Annotated in this window: 13 protein-coding genes; 9 read left to right on the forward strand and 4 right to left on the reverse strand. The window is 64.4% G+C overall.

The annotated features are described in order from the left end of the window. Positions 1-9: 9 nt before the first annotated feature. The 5 genes from GM658_RS08850 (at position 10) to GM658_RS08870 (ending at position 5,572) form a co-directional block, all read left to right on the forward strand. On the forward strand, positions 10-3,000 hold the full coding sequence (locus GM658_RS08850; protein ID WP_155453643.1) for an ExeM/NucH family extracellular endonuclease: 2,991 nt from the start codon (positions 10-12) through the stop codon (positions 2,998-3,000). A gap of 11 nt (positions 3,001-3,011) precedes the next feature. Beyond that, positions 3,012-3,626, forward strand: coding sequence for an NF038129 family PEP-CTERM protein (locus tag GM658_RS08855; protein WP_155453644.1), 615 nt, complete (start codon positions 3,012-3,014; stop codon positions 3,624-3,626). A gap of 167 nt (positions 3,627-3,793) precedes the next feature. Next, the gene (locus GM658_RS08860; RefSeq protein ID WP_155453739.1) at positions 3,794-4,483 is read left to right on the forward strand and encodes a response regulator transcription factor; all 690 of its coding nucleotides are present in this window, start codon (positions 3,794-3,796) and stop codon (positions 4,481-4,483) included. Next, positions 4,477-5,148, forward strand: a complete 672-nt coding sequence (locus tag GM658_RS08865; RefSeq protein ID WP_155453645.1) for a LuxR C-terminal-related transcriptional regulator — start codon at positions 4,477-4,479, stop codon at positions 5,146-5,148. The genes GM658_RS08860 and GM658_RS08865 overlap by 7 nt, the downstream gene beginning before the upstream one ends. A gap of 52 nt (positions 5,149-5,200) precedes the next feature. Then, complete coding sequence (locus GM658_RS08870; protein WP_155453646.1) at positions 5,201-5,572, forward strand: hypothetical protein; 372 nt, start codon at positions 5,201-5,203, stop codon at positions 5,570-5,572. Between the two features lie 10 nt (positions 5,573-5,582). Here GM658_RS08870 and GM658_RS08875 read toward each other — a convergent pair whose 3' ends face one another. Then, positions 5,583-6,218 carry a DsbA family protein gene (locus GM658_RS08875; RefSeq protein ID WP_155453647.1) on the reverse strand — a complete coding sequence of 212 codons (636 nt, stop codon included), beginning with the start codon at positions 6,216-6,218 and terminating at the stop codon, positions 5,583-5,585. Next, positions 6,215-6,424 (reverse strand): tautomerase family protein, encoded by a 210-nt coding sequence (locus tag GM658_RS08880; protein ID WP_155453648.1) that lies wholly within the window; start codon positions 6,422-6,424, stop codon positions 6,215-6,217. The genes GM658_RS08875 and GM658_RS08880 overlap by 4 nt, the downstream gene beginning before the upstream one ends. Positions 6,425-6,680: 256 nt before the next feature. On the opposite strand from GM658_RS08880, the gene GM658_RS08885 reads away from it, so the two are divergent. The 4 genes from GM658_RS08885 (at position 6,681) to GM658_RS08900 (ending at position 9,597) form a co-directional block, all read left to right on the forward strand. Beyond that, the gene (locus tag GM658_RS08885; protein WP_155453649.1) at positions 6,681-7,409 is read left to right on the forward strand and encodes an SDR family NAD(P)-dependent oxidoreductase; all 729 of its coding nucleotides are present in this window, start codon (positions 6,681-6,683) and stop codon (positions 7,407-7,409) included. Positions 7,410-7,441: 32 nt separating this feature from the next. After that, positions 7,442-7,864: an Ohr family peroxiredoxin gene (locus tag GM658_RS08890; RefSeq protein WP_155453650.1), complete on the forward strand. Its 423-nt coding sequence runs from the start codon at positions 7,442-7,444 to the stop codon at positions 7,862-7,864. Positions 7,865-7,934: 70 nt separating this feature from the next. Continuing rightward, a complete protein-coding gene (locus tag GM658_RS08895; protein WP_155453651.1) occupies positions 7,935-9,086 on the forward strand; it encodes an MFS transporter in 1,152 nt (383 codons plus the stop codon). 61 nt (positions 9,087-9,147) lie between these two features. Beyond that, positions 9,148-9,597 carry a DUF6130 family protein gene (locus GM658_RS08900; RefSeq protein ID WP_211841838.1) on the forward strand — a complete coding sequence of 150 codons (450 nt, stop codon included), beginning with the start codon at positions 9,148-9,150 and terminating at the stop codon, positions 9,595-9,597. Positions 9,598-9,654: 57 nt separating this feature from the next. Here GM658_RS08900 and GM658_RS08905 read toward each other — a convergent pair whose 3' ends face one another. Both GM658_RS08905 and GM658_RS08910 read right to left on the reverse strand, forming a co-directional pair. Beyond that, entirely contained in the window at positions 9,655-12,840 is a 3,186-nt protein-coding gene (locus tag GM658_RS08905) for a S8 family serine peptidase (RefSeq protein WP_155453652.1), read from the reverse strand. Positions 12,841-12,866: 26 nt separating this feature from the next. Further along, positions 12,867-13,613 carry an NF038120 family PEP-CTERM protein gene (locus tag GM658_RS08910; RefSeq protein ID WP_155453653.1) on the reverse strand — a complete coding sequence of 249 codons (747 nt, stop codon included), beginning with the start codon at positions 13,611-13,613 and terminating at the stop codon, positions 12,867-12,869. Positions 13,614-13,864: the final 251 nt, after the last annotated feature.

Consider the following 13,864-nt stretch of genomic DNA (forward strand, 5'->3'; position numbering starts at 1 on the left):
GGACAACACATGGACAATCGCATTATTTTGCGCGCCACCGCGCTGGCTGCCTTGATGGCCTGCCAGCCGGCATTCGCAGCCGACGTGGTCATCAGCCAGATGTACGGCGCGGGCGGCAATAGCGGCGCTACCCTGCGCTACGACTACGTTGAACTGTTCAACCGCGGCAGCAGCACGGTGGCGGTGGGCGGCTGGACCATCCAGTATGCGTCCGCCAGCGGCACCAGCTGGGGCAAGGCGGAGCTGCCGGCCGGCACCAGCATCGATCCGGGCAAGTATTTCCTGGTCAAACTGGCCAGCAGCAATACCGCTGTCGGCGCCGATGTGCCGGCCGATTTTTACAGCGGCAGCGTGAATATGAGCGGCGCTTCCGGCAAGGTGGCGCTGGTGAACAATAATACGGCCCTGTCGGGCGCGCAGCCAAGCAGCGCGGCGATCCAGGACGTGGTCGGCTACGGCACGGCCAACTTCTTTGAAACCGCAGCGGCGCCTGCGATGAGCGCGACCACCAGCCTGCTGCGCGCGGACGGCGGCTGCACCGATGCGAACAACAACGCCACCGATTTCAGCGCCGTGGCACCGGCGTTCCGCAGCGCCGCTTCGCCTGCCAATGCATGCCATAGCGGTCCGGCGCCGCAGCCCATCGTGCCGCTGTGTCCGGCCAGCGCGACGCTGGCCTATGGCGTCGGCGGCAGCATCGCGCTCTCGGCTTCGGATGCGGACGGCATCGTCAATGGCGCGGTCATCACTTCCGCCGCCGTGCCGGGCATGAGCCTGGCCAACCTGGTTCCAGCCGCAGGCGTGGGCGGCAATGCCAGCGTGTCGCTGGTGGCTTCGTCATCGGTGATGGCCGGCATTTACCCGGTCGCGGTCCAGTTCACGAATGACCAGGGACAGTCGGCCAGCTGCACGGTCAACGTCACCGTCGACGTGGGCTCCAGCGTGGTGCGCGTGCCGCAGATCCAGGGTTCGGGCGCGACCAGCCCGTTCAATGGGGTCAAGCTGACCACCGAAGGCGTGGTGACGGCCAAGGTTGGCAGCGGCTTCTTCATCCAGGACGAAGCCGGCGACGGCGATCCCGGCACGTCGGACGGCATGTTCGTGTATATGGCCTCGACGCCGGTGAATGTGGCGGTGGGCGACCTGGTGCGCGTGTCCGGCACCGTGACTGAATTCAAGCCAGGCGGCGCGACCCGTTCCTACACCGAGCTGTCGAACGTGACCTCGGTGGTGACCCAGGGCAGCGGCCACAGCATCACCCCGGCCAATATCGACCTGCTGGACGTGAACCTGGCCAATTACGAAGGCATGCTGGTGCGCTTCCCAGGCCAGCTGACCGTCAACGCCACCGATTCGCTGGGCAGCCGCGGCGAATTGACGCTGGCCGTTGGCCGCCGCGAGGTGCCGACCAACCGCTATCCCGCACGCAGCGCGGACGCGGTGGCGATGGCCGCCGCCAACGCCGCCAATATGCTTACGCTGGACGACGGCCTGTTCGTCACGCCTGCCACCGTGCCTTACCTGGACCAGGACGGTACCGTGCGCGCCGGCTATAGCGTCAGCGGCTTGACCGGCGTGCTCGATTTCGGCGCGCTGGGCAGCGGCGGCGCCGGCTTCAAGGTGCAGCCGACCGAAGCGCCGGTCTTCTCGCGCGACAATCCACGCGCGGCAGTACCGGAACTGGTGGCGGGCAACCTGCGCGTGGCCAGCGCCAATGTGCTGAACTTCTTCACCACCTTCACCGACGGTACCGATGTGCTGGGCCAGGCGGGGCAGGGCTGCACCCTGGGCTCGGGCACCAGCAAGGCCAATTGCCGCGGCGCCGATAATATGACCGAGTTCGTGCGCCAGCGCGACAAGATCGTCGCCGAGCTGAAGGCGATCGATGCGGACGTGGTGGGCTTGATGGAGATCCAGAACAATGGCGACTATGCCGCCAGCTACCTGGTCGACAGCCTGAACGCCGCTTACGGCAATGTGGAATACGCTTACGTTCCCAAGCCGGCGGCCACCGGCACCGATGCAATCCGCGTCGCGATGATCTACAAGCCGGCCAAGGTGGCGCTGGTGGGCGGCGCGCTGTCCGATGCGGCGGCTGTCAACGACCGCCCGCCGATGGCGCAGACCTTCCAGGCCGGCAATGGCGCGACATTCAGCGTGATCGTGAACCACCTGAAGTCCAAGCGCTGCAGCGGCGCCAGCGGCGCCAATGCCGACCAGGGCGACGGCCAGAGCTGCTACAACGCCGACCGCGTGGCGCAGGCGCAGGAACTGGTCGATACCTTCGTGCCGCAAGTGGTGGCGGCGGCAGGCGATCCTGACGTGCTGCTGATCGGCGATTTCAACTCCTACGGTTTCGAAGACCCGATCATGTACGCGACGGCGGCGGAACGCCAGTTCCCGTTCGAGAACCAGCTGGAGCGCTTCGTGCGTCCGAACGGCATCCCGCATTCCTATGTGTTCGGCGGCGAGAGCGGCTACCTCGATCACGCCCTGGCCAGCATGTCGATGAGCGGGCAGGTGGCCGGCGCCGTGGAATGGAACATCAATGCCGACGAGCCGGAAGTGCTGGACTACAACCTGGACGGCAAGAACACCGCCGCCCAGAACCTGTACAACCCGCTGCCTTACCGCGCCTCCGACCACGATCCCGTGGTGATCAGCCTGAACCTGGCGCCGGCGTATGTGGACGTCACGTCCAGCGTGCAGATCCAGCGATCGAGCCTGGTGCAGGGCCGCTTCAGCAACGTCGGCACCGCCACCGCCTGGATCACCAACACCAGCGGCGCGGACATGAGCGCATCGGTGCAATACGTGCTGCAAGGCTTGCCGAAGGGCGTCACCCTGAACAACGCGACGGGCTATTTCAACCGCATGCCTTATATTACGGCGGCGCCTTCGCTGGCCGCGGGCGCCCAGGCCACCGTGCAGCTGCAATTCAATAACCCTGGCCATGTAGCGATCACCTACACGCCCAAAGTCTATAACGGCAGTTTCTAAGGACCAGAACCATGCAAAACAAATCGATTTCCCGCTTCCTGCGCGCGCTGGCGCTGATGCTGGCCCTTGGCGTGAGCAGTCATGCGATGGCCGACATGGCGCGCCTGGTGACCCTGGATACGTCCGTCTATGGCGCCGGCCGTGCGGGCTACCTGGACTTTACCTTCAGCGGTGCGGATGGCGCGCCTGCAGCTACCGCCACCATGTCCCAGCTCAAGGGCTTCGACATGGATCCGGCAAACTTCTCGCCATGGGGCGACGCCGCCGCGGTGCCCGGCGGCTTCGCGATGTCCAATACGGTCAGCGTGAACGATGTGCTGTACCAGGGCGTATTCGGCAATGTGTTCAGTTTTGTGCTGACGATTTCCGGCGATGCATCAGCGCTGCTCAATTCCGATTTCGGCGTGATCGCGTATGACGACCAGCTGAACCAGATCAAGGGCCAGATCCTGGACCTGATGTTCGTCGCCCTGCCGGATGGCAGCCCGGACCTGCAGATCCTCACCATCAATAATGCGATCGCGACCGTCGGCGACGCGCCGGCAGCCGCCGTGCCGGAACCGGCGTCCCTGGCCGTGCTGGCACTCGGCCTGCTGATGCTGGGCCTGGCGCGCCGCCGCGCTTAAGCGCTGCGAGTTGTACAAATGCCACAGGCATCTCGCGGGCTGCGGCCCCGGGATGCCTTTTCGTTTGAAAGTCACAGAGCGAAAGCGGGCATTTATTCCTTCCGAATATTAATTCTTAATTAAAATTGTATTAGTGCGCACGACTTGGCATGCTTCATAGTTTTGCCATGTCCTTCCACGTCCTCGTCATCGACAGCGATCCTGCCGTGCAGCAGCTGCTGGCCCATAACCTGGGGCAGGCTGGCTACACGGTCGTCTGCCATGGCGCCGCCGACCCAGCGCTTTGCGCATTGCAGGCCGGCTTGCCGGAAGCCGTGCTGCTGGAGTGGGACCTGCCGGGCCAGTCCGGTTTGTCGCTGATCCGGCGCTGGCGCGCTGCGCCCGAGACCAGCGAGCTGCCGATCCTGATGCTGAGCGCCCGCTGTGCCGAGCAGGACAAGGTGCTGGCGCTGGAAAGCGGCGCCGATGACTTCATCTGCAAGCCCTTTGGCCCGCGCGAGACCATCGCACGCCTGCATGCCGTCCTGCGGCGCCGCCGGCCGGCGGCCATGCCGGGCGCTTTGCAGATGGCCGGCTTGCGGCTCGACCCCAATACATTGAGCGTGACGGCGGGCGAGCGCCAGCTGAACCTGGGACGCGTGGAATTCCGCTTGCTGAACTACCTGATGCACCATCCGGGGCGCGTGCATAGCCGCGCGCAGCTGCTGGACCAGGTATGGGGCAGCCACGTCTTCCTCGACGAGCGCACGGTGGACGCCCATGTCGGCCGCCTGCGCAATGCGCTGCAGCCGAGCGGCCTGCACGACACGATCCAGACGGTACGCGGCAGCGGCTACCGTTTCCATGCCCAATGCTGAGTCCCAGCGCGCGCGAGCAGGAATACCTGCTGCATGCCATCGACGGCGCTTACGGCATCGCCACCCAGCGCGAATTGTTCCTGTGGAGCCAGGGGGCTTTGCAAACCCTGCTGCCGCATGGGGTGCTGCTGTGCATCCAGCTTGATGAGCAGGGCCGGGCGCGCCACGTCGAATGCCTGCATGGCAGCGTGCTGGCGCCGTCCGAACGCAGTTTGTTATGCGATCCGGCGCAAGGGCCTGTGCCGGCCTGGCTGCGGCAATGGCAGGAGGGCGGCGGCCAGCCGCTGTCGCTGGAGGCCGGCGACAGGGGACATGGGCTGGTGCATGGCAGCGGCGCATTGGCAGGTGGGGGCAGCGCCTTCGTGCTGCTGGAAATGCCCGCGGTGGCGGCCACGCGCGAAAGCTGGCTAGTGCAATTGCTGCTGCCCTACCTGCACCTGGCGGTGCAGCGCATCGCCAGCGCGGCGCAGCGGCCGGCTTCGGCGCCATCCGTCTCGCCGCGCCAGGCGGAAATTCTGCAATGGCTGCGTGAAGGCAAGAGCAATGAGGAAATCGGCCGCCTGCTCGGCATCAGCGCCCTGACCGTGAAGAACCACTTGCAGCGGCTGTACCGCCAACTGGGCGTCAGCAACCGCACCCATGCGGTAGCGCGCAGCACGGGTTGACCGCTGGCGCCGGCGGCGCGATGATGGCGCCATCCTTTCCCGGAGTCTCGATATGAAACGATTTTCCCTTCTGCTGGCCTGCCTGCTTGCCGGCGCTTGCGGGCATGCGGCGAGCGGCTCCAAGACGCTGGCGGAACTGCGCGCCCTGGGCAGCGTGGCCGATTGCAGTTCCGACCAGCAGTGCAAGACGGTGCCAGTGGGGGCAAAATCCTGCGGCGGACCGGAGTCCTATATGGCGTACTCCACTGCCAAGGTCAGCCCCGACAAGGCCAACGCGCTGGCCGAACGTTACCGCAAGGAGCGAGAAGCTGAAAACAAGGCGAGCGGCTTGGCGAGCGATTGCCGTTTCCTGATGGATCCCGGCGCGCAATGCCGCGCCGGAACTTGCCAACTGGGCGGCAGCAACGGCGCGCTGGCCCAATAACTGCAACGCGTCAACGCGCCATGGCTGTCCGCAGCTGTTGATCCAGCTGTTCGGCATGCGCATAGCCAGGGCTGACTTCAACAATTTCCTTGCCGGTATCCAGCAGCAGCGCCGGGAAACTGCTCACGCCAAGCTTGCGGGCCTTGCTGAAATCGCGATGGGCTTCGTCGATCGTCGCCTGCTTGCTGAACTCGGCGAAGTAGGCGTCGTTGCTCACTTCGAAACCCTGGCGTCGTAATTCTTCAGCGCCGACTTCGGACAGGATCCTGCCGTCGGTGGTGTTGCGCCCTTCGGCGTAAAAGGCGTGTTGCAGGGCGCGGAACACAGCCAGCACGTCCGCATTCGGGTGCAGGCGGCGGGCGGTTACCACAGCGCGGCAGACAGGTTCGGTGTCGTAGACGAAGTTCTCCAGCTTCATGAATGCCTCGCGGTTGAATGGCAGGCCGCTGGCAGCTTCTACGCGTGCCCAATGCATCAGCCGGAATTGTTTGCCCTCATTCGTCAGCAGTTCGGTGCCGCCGGCGCGCAGGCCGCCGAGCACGATTTCTATCTGCAGGTCCGGATGCATGGCTTTCAGGGCAGTCATTTCCTTGCCGAAGCCATAGCACCAGGAGCACATCGGGTCGCCAACATAAATCAGTTTCATCGTTGCTTTTCCTTCTGGCGGCGCGTGGTGATGTTTTCGTAGCCGACACCCCAGTTGTCCGTTTCGACCTCGTCAATGATCACGAAGGTGGTGGCAGGATCCTTGTTCAGGACGCGCACGAGCAACTCGGTTGAGCCTTTGATCAGTTCCAGTTTTTGTTCTGGCGTGACGCCTTCATTCGTGACTCGAATATTTACGTACGGCATGGTGAATCTCCTTTTCAGTTGGATGACGGGGTGTCCGTTCACTGGACTATAGGCCCCGCTCAGTCGCCGATAAAGGTCGGTGCGAGCACTTCTCTTGCTACCTGATGTAATAAATGGGGTGACCACCCAGTGACGGCTTCAGCGCAAAAAATCGATTAATTACACCAGGTAACTACTAAATCGCGTGGCGCTACGTTTATCTTTGCAGCTAGCGATCCTATAGTTGGTCACTCCCAATCAACTGTAGGAACCTGATATGACAACCCAGCAAAAAACCATCATCGTTACCGGTGCTTCTCAAGGTATCGGCGCCAGCGTCGTGCGCTCCTTCCTGGACCGCGGCTATAACGTCGTCGCTAATTCGCGCAACATCAGCCAAGCCGGTCCATTCCAGGCATCGGAGCGCCTTGCCCTGGTCGATGGCGACATCGGCACTCCTGCTACGGCAGCCAGGATCGTGGAAGTGGCCATTCAACGGTTCGGCGGTATCGATGGCCTGGTCAATAATGCCGGCATCTTCATCGTGAAGCCCTTCATCGATTACACCAGTGAAGACTTGAATGCGCTGGTGCACACCAATCTCGAGGGCTACTTGTACATCACGCAGCTGGTGATCAGGCAAATGCTTGCCCAGAAACGGGGCGGCAGCATTACCAGCATCAGCAGTGTCCTGACCCGCAACCCGCATGCATCGCTGACTTGCGCAGTGCCGATGTTCACCAAAGGCGGTATCGATGCTGCGAGCCTGAACCTGGCCGCCGAATACGCGCACGCAGGCATTCGTGTGAACGTGGTGGCGCCAGGCGCCGTGGACACCCCGCTGCATGCGAACACGCCAAAGGACTTCATGAAGTCGCTGGCGCCGCTCAACACCATCTCCAGCCCGGAAGAGATCGCCGAAGCGGTGCTCTACCTGACCGAAGCGAAGAACGTCACCGGCGAAATCCTGCGTGTCGATGGCGGCGCCCACAACGGCAAATGGTAATCCGATAAGCCAAACTCACCTGGAGAAATCATATGTCCGTAAACAATGACGTGCTGTACACAGGCAAAACCCATATTACTGGCGGCCGCAATGGCTTCGCCCGCAGCGACGATGGTCAACTGGACATCAAGCTGTCCCGACCCGCCAGCAAGGATCCGGGCACCAATCCCGAGCAGTTGCTGGGGGCTGGCTGGTCGGCATGCTTTATCGGCGCCATCGGCATTGCCGCCGCGGCGAACAAGTTGGCTGTGCCCGCCGATATCTCGGTAGATGCCGAAATCGACCTCTGCAAGACCGATGCGAAGGGCTACTTCCTGCAGGCGCGCCTGCGCGTCAGCCTGCCAGGAATGGAAGCCGCCGCCGCAGAAGAGCTGGTCAGCGCTGCCCACCAGACCTGTCCGTACTCCAAAGCACTGCACGGCAACGTCGCCATCGCAACAACGGTGGTGGTGTAAATGCTGGCGGCGGCCGGTCCCCAAGGCCGGCCGCCAAGGCGCCAAAGCGCAAATTCAACTGAGGATTGAAATGGATCGTCGTTTGCTAGCCCTTGCTGCAGGGATGTTCGCGGTCGGAACAGACAGCTTTGTGGTCGCAGGCATCCTGCCGCAAGTCGCCCGATCGCTGGGCGTTTCAGTATCCGTCGCTGGCCAGATGGTTACTGTCTACGCCCTGAGCTATGCGCTGCTGTCGCCGGCGATCGCCGCGCTGGCGGCGCACTGGCCGCGCAAGCGCCTGCTCTTGACCGGCTTGGCGGTTTTTGTAGTGGGCAATGCCCTGACGGCAATGGCGCCGGGGCTGGGATGGGTGCTGTTCAGCCGCTTCATTGCGGGCGTAGGCGCTGCGATGTACAGTCCGACCGCGACGGCCACCGGCGCGGCGTTGGCTGCGCCAGAGAAAAGGGCGCGTGCACTGGCTGTTGTGATCGCAGGATTGTCCACGGCCACCGCCCTGGGTTCTCCGCTGGGCGCATACATTGGGGGCCTGGGCAATTGGCGCGATACCTTGTGGTTCGTGTCCGCTGTCGGCGTGATTGCAGCCGGCGCAGTGGGCTCGATGCTGCCGGCCATTCCGGCCCTGCCAGCTGTTTCCCTTCGGCAGCGCCTGTCGCCGCTAAGCGATCGGCGCGTCGTACTGACTCTGCTGACGACACTTACAGCGTATTCAGGCCTGTTCGCCGTCTACACTTACCTCGGCGTGACTTTCGACCGGGCCACCGGCGGCCGGCCCGAACTTCTGTCGGCGCTGCTGCTACTTTGGGGCATCTCGGCTACGGTCGGCAACCTGGGCGTAGGCCGGCTGGCGGACCGCTTTGGAAGCCGCGTGATCATCAACAGTACGCTTGCAGTACTGGTGCTTGATTTCCTGGCACTGCCTTGGTCCAGTGCGTCACTTCCGACTGCCGCAATGGCCATTGCGATCTGGGCCGTCTGCGGCTGGGGCCTGCTGGTTCCACAGCAAGCGCGCCTGATTGGCATAGCGCCCGCTGCCGCACCCTTATTGATGGGGCTGAATTCGGCGGCCCTTTATGTTGGCGTTTCCACTGCAGGCGTGCTTGGCGCAACCGGCATCGCATTCGTAGATCGCCATCTGCTTGGGCTTCTTGCCAGCGTACCCATCATGTTCGCATTTGTATTTGCCCAGTTGGCGAACCGGCGGATTCGTGCCGTCTCAGCTTGACATTTGCAAAGCGCAGGACGAAATTGAATGATGGCGCTCAATCTTTCGAGGGAGAAAAGTCATGCCTGACTTCTGGAAGAGCCTCGCTGCGGGAGTGGCCGGCGCGCTCCTGTGTTCTTGCGCTTCTGCCCAAGCCGATCATCCTCCGGCAGTCATTCCGCTGGCGTCCGAAGCGCCGGCGAAGCTGGTGGTCTATCCGCCACAGCCGGATGCGCTGGCAAGGGGTGTTGTGATCCTCCAGTTCCGGACGGAGAACTTACGGATCATGCCGGTGTTTGGCGCCAAGGCAGTGGATGTTTCGCCGCATGTGGGCCACATCCACGTCACTGTCGATGACTGGCATGGCACCTGGGCGCATACGAGCGGCGACCCGGTGATTGTCGTTGGATTGACGCCAGGGCAGCACAAGTTCCTGCTCGAACTGGCTGACCCGAACCACAAGATACTGACGGGGGAAACCGTCACTGTCACGGTGCCGGACACCAAAGGCGGCAAGCCCCACGAGCATTGACAGCCCCAATAAAAAAACGCCGCGGCTGGCGCGGCGTCCTGAAGGCATGGCGTCGGCTTAGTTGCGGGCGCCAGCCACGTTGCGTTCCTGGGTTTGCTCAGGGATCGGGACGGTGGTGTCCACTTCCAGCAGGGTGCTGGTGGTAGTGCCGCCCGGGGCGGTGAACACGACAGCGCCGAGGTGCTTGGCGCTGCCCAGGCCGGACCAGGAGGCGCCGATGGTGGCGGTGGCGCCGGTGAACACCATCGATGGCAGGCCGACTTTGAGGTTGCCGCCCATTTCATCCTTGGCCACGGTCCACGAAGACAGCGTGTAGTTGGCGCTGCCGCCCAGCGGGGCGTAGCCAACCACGCATACCTTGTAGTCGCCGGCTGCCGGCTGGTTCAGGGTCACCATTTCGTTGGAGGTCGAGCCGCCGCTGCTGCCAACCTGGGTGCCGGCGCTGTTCAATACCAGCAGGTCCAGGTCGTCGTGGTCGCCGGCCTGGTAGCCGGAAGTGTCCACGTCGTACAGCGCGAAGCGCGCCACCAGGGCGTTGGCCGGGACGGTTACGGTGTGCGTCCGGACGCCGGCATTGCCGCCAGCCTTGCAGGCCGCCAGGCCGCCGTCGCCGGAGGCGTCGGTGCTGACGGTTGCCGCGCTGCGGGTGGCCGGTTTCAGGCCGCCTTTCGACGCTGCCAGCGGGCCGGTGAAGCCGGCGCCGATGGTGAAGGAGGTGCTGCCGGTGGCGGCTTCGTTATACACCTTGGACGGCACCGAGATCATGGCCGGGCGCGCGGTCAGCGGGCTGCGTACCACGTGGCCGGCGTTGTCGGCCCAGGTCAGGCTGCCGTACGACCAGGTATTGGCCGCTGCGCTGACATTGGTCAGGCTGACCGTGAAGCTGGCCTTGGCGCCTGGCGCCAGCGTCAGGCTGGATGGGCTGACCACCACGGTGAAGCCGGGCAGGCTCGCGTTGGCGGTGTAGGTCGCCTCCTGGCTGCCGACGTTGGTGACGGTACGGGTCATGGTCAGCTTGCCCAGCACGGCCGATGCAGTCAGCGAAGCCAGGTTCAGGTTGTACGGCTGGATGGTGCCGTACGGCGAGCAGAAGCTGGCCGACAGGGTGCCCGGGATGCCGCACATGAAGCGGATCCAGTCGACGGGGCCGGAGTCATACACCAGGCCCGGGTCGGTTGCCTTGTTCGGGCGAACGTGGCCTGCGCCCTGGCCCCATGGCAGGGTGCCGGCCGCCATGCCTGGCTGGCCGTCGGCAAAGGTGTCGTAGGCGGTGGTCATCAGTGCCGACTTGATGGCGGCCGGCGACCAGTCGGGGTGGGCCTGGCGCAGCAGGGCGCCCAGGCCGGCTACGTGCGGGCTGGACATCGAGGTGCCCTGGTAGCTGGCCCAGTTGGCATCCGGGACCAGGGTGCCGTTGGCGATTGCGTCGCGGTCGGCCGGGTTGTTGTAGTCGGCCGTGACGGCGGCCAGGATGTCCACGCCAGGCGCGGTCAGGTCCGGCTTGAGGATGTTGGCGTTATGCTTGTTCGGGCCGCGCGAGGAGAAGCTGGCCATTTGCGGCGCCGGTACGGCACTGGTGGTCAGCACCGACTTGCCGATATTGCTGGCGGCATCGGCGTGGCCGGCAATCCAGGTGCGGGCGGCGCTGCCGTCGGCAAAGTTCAGGTGCACGGCCGGGATGCTGTGCGGGTCGGCCACCGGCGCCTGGGTGGCGGAGGTGTCCATCAGGATCATGCCGACGCCGCCGGCTTCCTTGACGGCGCGCGATTTGTCGACGCGGGCGCTGTTGCCCCGTTCGCAGAGCAGCACCTTGCCGCTGGCCTTGGCCGGGTCGAGGGCGGCGTCCGGACCGCCGCCGTAGGTGACGCGGTCGGCTGCGGTGTAGCACAGGCGGGCGGCGGCCTTGTCGGCAGTGCTCAACTGGGCATATGGCTTGATGGCGGCGTCGCGCGCCAGGATGGTCGGGGTATCCGGCAGCGGGGTCTGGTTGTAGGAAGCGCCGGTGTAGCTGGAGCCGCCCACCAGGCTGACGGTGGCGATGCTGGCGCGGTTGTGGGTGGAGGCCGCCACGGTGGTCAGCCATGGCGAGAGGTGGGCCACGGCATTGGTCGGGCCGGAGTTGCCGGCCGACGCGGCGACGAAGACCCCGGCCGCAGCTGCATTGAAGAAGGCCATTTCAACCGGGTCGGTGACGCTGGTCTGCGAGCCGCTGATGGAGAAATTCAGCACGTGCACGCCGTCCGCCACGGCCTGGTCGATGGCGGCCACGCTGTCGGAGTTGAAGCAGGAGTTCTTGCTGCCGGTGCCGTCGGTGGCGGTGGCGTCAGGATAGGTCCAGCACACCTTGTACATGGCCAGGCGGGCGCGCGGCGCCATGCCCGACATGCTGCCGATCGGGATGCCCGACAGCTTGCCGACGGCGCCAAAGTTGCCGCCGGCGGTGGTGGAGGTGTGGTCGCCGTGACCGCCATGGCCGGTGGCGCCCGCGATCGAGTCGCGCGGCGAGACGAAGTCGGTCCAGTGCAGCGGCTTGCCGCTGGCCAGGAAGCCGGCGTTGAAGTAGCGCGCGCCAATCAGCTTGTTGTTGCAATGGGAGGCGGTGAAGCCTTCGCCCGTGACGCAGGCGCCGTTCCAGCCGGTTGGCGCGTCGTACACCAGGGTGCCGCTGACGTCGAAGGTGGGCTTGCCCTGGTCGTCGACGCGGTCGGCATAGGAAGTGTGCTCAGGCCAGACGCCGCCGTCGACCACGCCGATGATGACGTTCTCGCCGGCCTTGTCGACGCCGCCCGCCTTGGCCCACAGGCCGTCGCCCGGCGCGTCCAGGCCGAGGAATTTCGGCGTGTAGTTGGTGTCGAGGGAGCGCGCCTCGTCGGCGCTGATGCTGGCGACGGCGCTGGATTTTTTCAGGGCGCGCACTTCGGCATCGGTCAGGCGTGCGGCGAAGCCGTTCAGCACCAGCTTGTACTTGTGGATGATCTGGGCATCCGGCACCACGGCCGTCGCGCTGTTCTGCTGCTGGTCCAGGTAGGCGATGTAGTCCTGCACGTTCTGGGCAGTGACATCGAGGCGGGTGCCGGCGGCCGGCTTGGTGGCGGCCAGGCCGTTCACGCCGCCGGTGTAGTTGGCGACCGGCGCATCGGCCAGTTGCACGATATAGGAGTGGCGCGCTTCTTCGGCGCCGGCTTGCAGGGACAGGCCGGACAGCACGGCGATAACGGCCAGGGTCAGGGGACGCAGTTTCATGTTCTTATCCTTTTGGGATCCGGTGATCAGGCGCGTGGGGCGCGGCGGCGGCGGGTGGCGGCCAGGCCGGCAAGGCCCAGCAACAGCAGCGGGGCGGTGCCCGGCAGCGGCACAGCGACATCCAGGTCGTCGATGGCAAACTGTGCGGCGTAAGGCGCCCAGTCGGCCATATTGAAGCAGCCGCCCAAGCCGTCGAACAGGCAGGCGCTGATGTTCATGCTGCGCAGCTGCAGGCCGGCGAAGTCGCCGTCCAGGTTCCAGGTGGAGAACATGAAGTGGCCGTCGGCGTCCTGGCCGGCGAAATCGGCGCGGCGCTGCACGCTGCTGCCATCTGCGGTGATGGCGTTCAGCACCAGCTGGCCGTAGCTGCCGTCCGGCTGGCCGCCGACCGGTGCGAAGAACGAGAAGCGCAGCGAGTGCAGCGAATACAGGCCGCCAGGGCGGGTGACGTCAAGCGAACCATCATTCCAGCCGGCGTAATACATGCTGCTGTTGCCGGACGGGCAATCGATCACCGCGCCGCAGCTATTGGGATTGCTGCCACTGAGGATTTCGCCGCCCAGGCCGTCGACGACGCCCAGCGACTGGACATAGGCCGAAATGCGGGAGGTGAAAGTCAGGCCGCCGTCGTGGAATTGTTCGCCATGGTTGTAGACCATGGGCGCCAGCGAGTCGAAGCTGGCGACATCGGCGTGGGCCGGTGCGGCCAGCATGGCGGCGGCTCCGGCCAGTGTGCAGGCAGCCAGTTTGATGCGGGTGAAATAGCGGTTCATGATGTTGCGTTCCCTTGCTCTTTTAAATGGTGGAAAGCGGCTTTCCCTGTGTTGCACAGGTTGCAAGAAATATAGCAACGGCACGATTGAATGTGGTTAAAAATTCAATGACAAAAATTTAATTTTAATAAAGGAAGAACAAATAAAGTTCGGCAAATCCTATGAGGGAAGCTTTCGGCCTTTCGGTTTTACTTGTGAACAATTCGCGACACTTTTGATAACAAACGAGCGAAAAATGTCTCACCTGAGAC

The organism is Massilia eburnea (assembly GCF_009720745.1).
Lineage (GTDB): Bacteria > Pseudomonadota > Gammaproteobacteria > Burkholderiales > Burkholderiaceae_D > Rugamonas > Rugamonas eburnea.

What these genes read in the sequence shown, in the direction of transcription:
- GM658_RS08850 (WP_155453643.1), top strand. Translation starts at nt 10, where the DNA reads ATGGACAATCGCATTATTTTGCGCGCCACCGCGCTGGCTGCCTTGATG.
- GM658_RS08855 (WP_155453644.1), top strand. Translation starts at nt 3,012, where the DNA reads ATGCAAAACAAATCGATTTCCCGCTTCCTGCGCGCGCTGGCGCTGATG.
- GM658_RS08860 (WP_155453739.1), top strand. Translation starts at nt 3,794, where the DNA reads ATGTCCTTCCACGTCCTCGTCATCGACAGCGATCCTGCCGTGCAGCAG.
- GM658_RS08865 (WP_155453645.1), top strand. Translation starts at nt 4,477, where the DNA reads ATGCTGAGTCCCAGCGCGCGCGAGCAGGAATACCTGCTGCATGCCATC.
- GM658_RS08870 (WP_155453646.1), top strand. Translation starts at nt 5,201, where the DNA reads ATGAAACGATTTTCCCTTCTGCTGGCCTGCCTGCTTGCCGGCGCTTGC.
- GM658_RS08875 (WP_155453647.1), bottom strand. Translation starts at nt 6,218, where the DNA reads ATGAAACTGATTTATGTTGGCGACCCGATGTGCTCCTGGTGCTATGGC.
- GM658_RS08880 (WP_155453648.1), bottom strand. Translation starts at nt 6,424, where the DNA reads ATGCCGTACGTAAATATTCGAGTCACGAATGAAGGCGTCACGCCAGAA.
- GM658_RS08885 (WP_155453649.1), top strand. Translation starts at nt 6,681, where the DNA reads ATGACAACCCAGCAAAAAACCATCATCGTTACCGGTGCTTCTCAAGGT.
- GM658_RS08890 (WP_155453650.1), top strand. Translation starts at nt 7,442, where the DNA reads ATGTCCGTAAACAATGACGTGCTGTACACAGGCAAAACCCATATTACT.
- GM658_RS08895 (WP_155453651.1), top strand. Translation starts at nt 7,935, where the DNA reads ATGGATCGTCGTTTGCTAGCCCTTGCTGCAGGGATGTTCGCGGTCGGA.
- GM658_RS08900 (WP_211841838.1), top strand. Translation starts at nt 9,148, where the DNA reads ATGCCTGACTTCTGGAAGAGCCTCGCTGCGGGAGTGGCCGGCGCGCTC.
- GM658_RS08905 (WP_155453652.1), bottom strand. Translation starts at nt 12,840, where the DNA reads ATGAAACTGCGTCCCCTGACCCTGGCCGTTATCGCCGTGCTGTCCGGC.
- GM658_RS08910 (WP_155453653.1), bottom strand. Translation starts at nt 13,613, where the DNA reads ATGAACCGCTATTTCACCCGCATCAAACTGGCTGCCTGCACACTGGCC.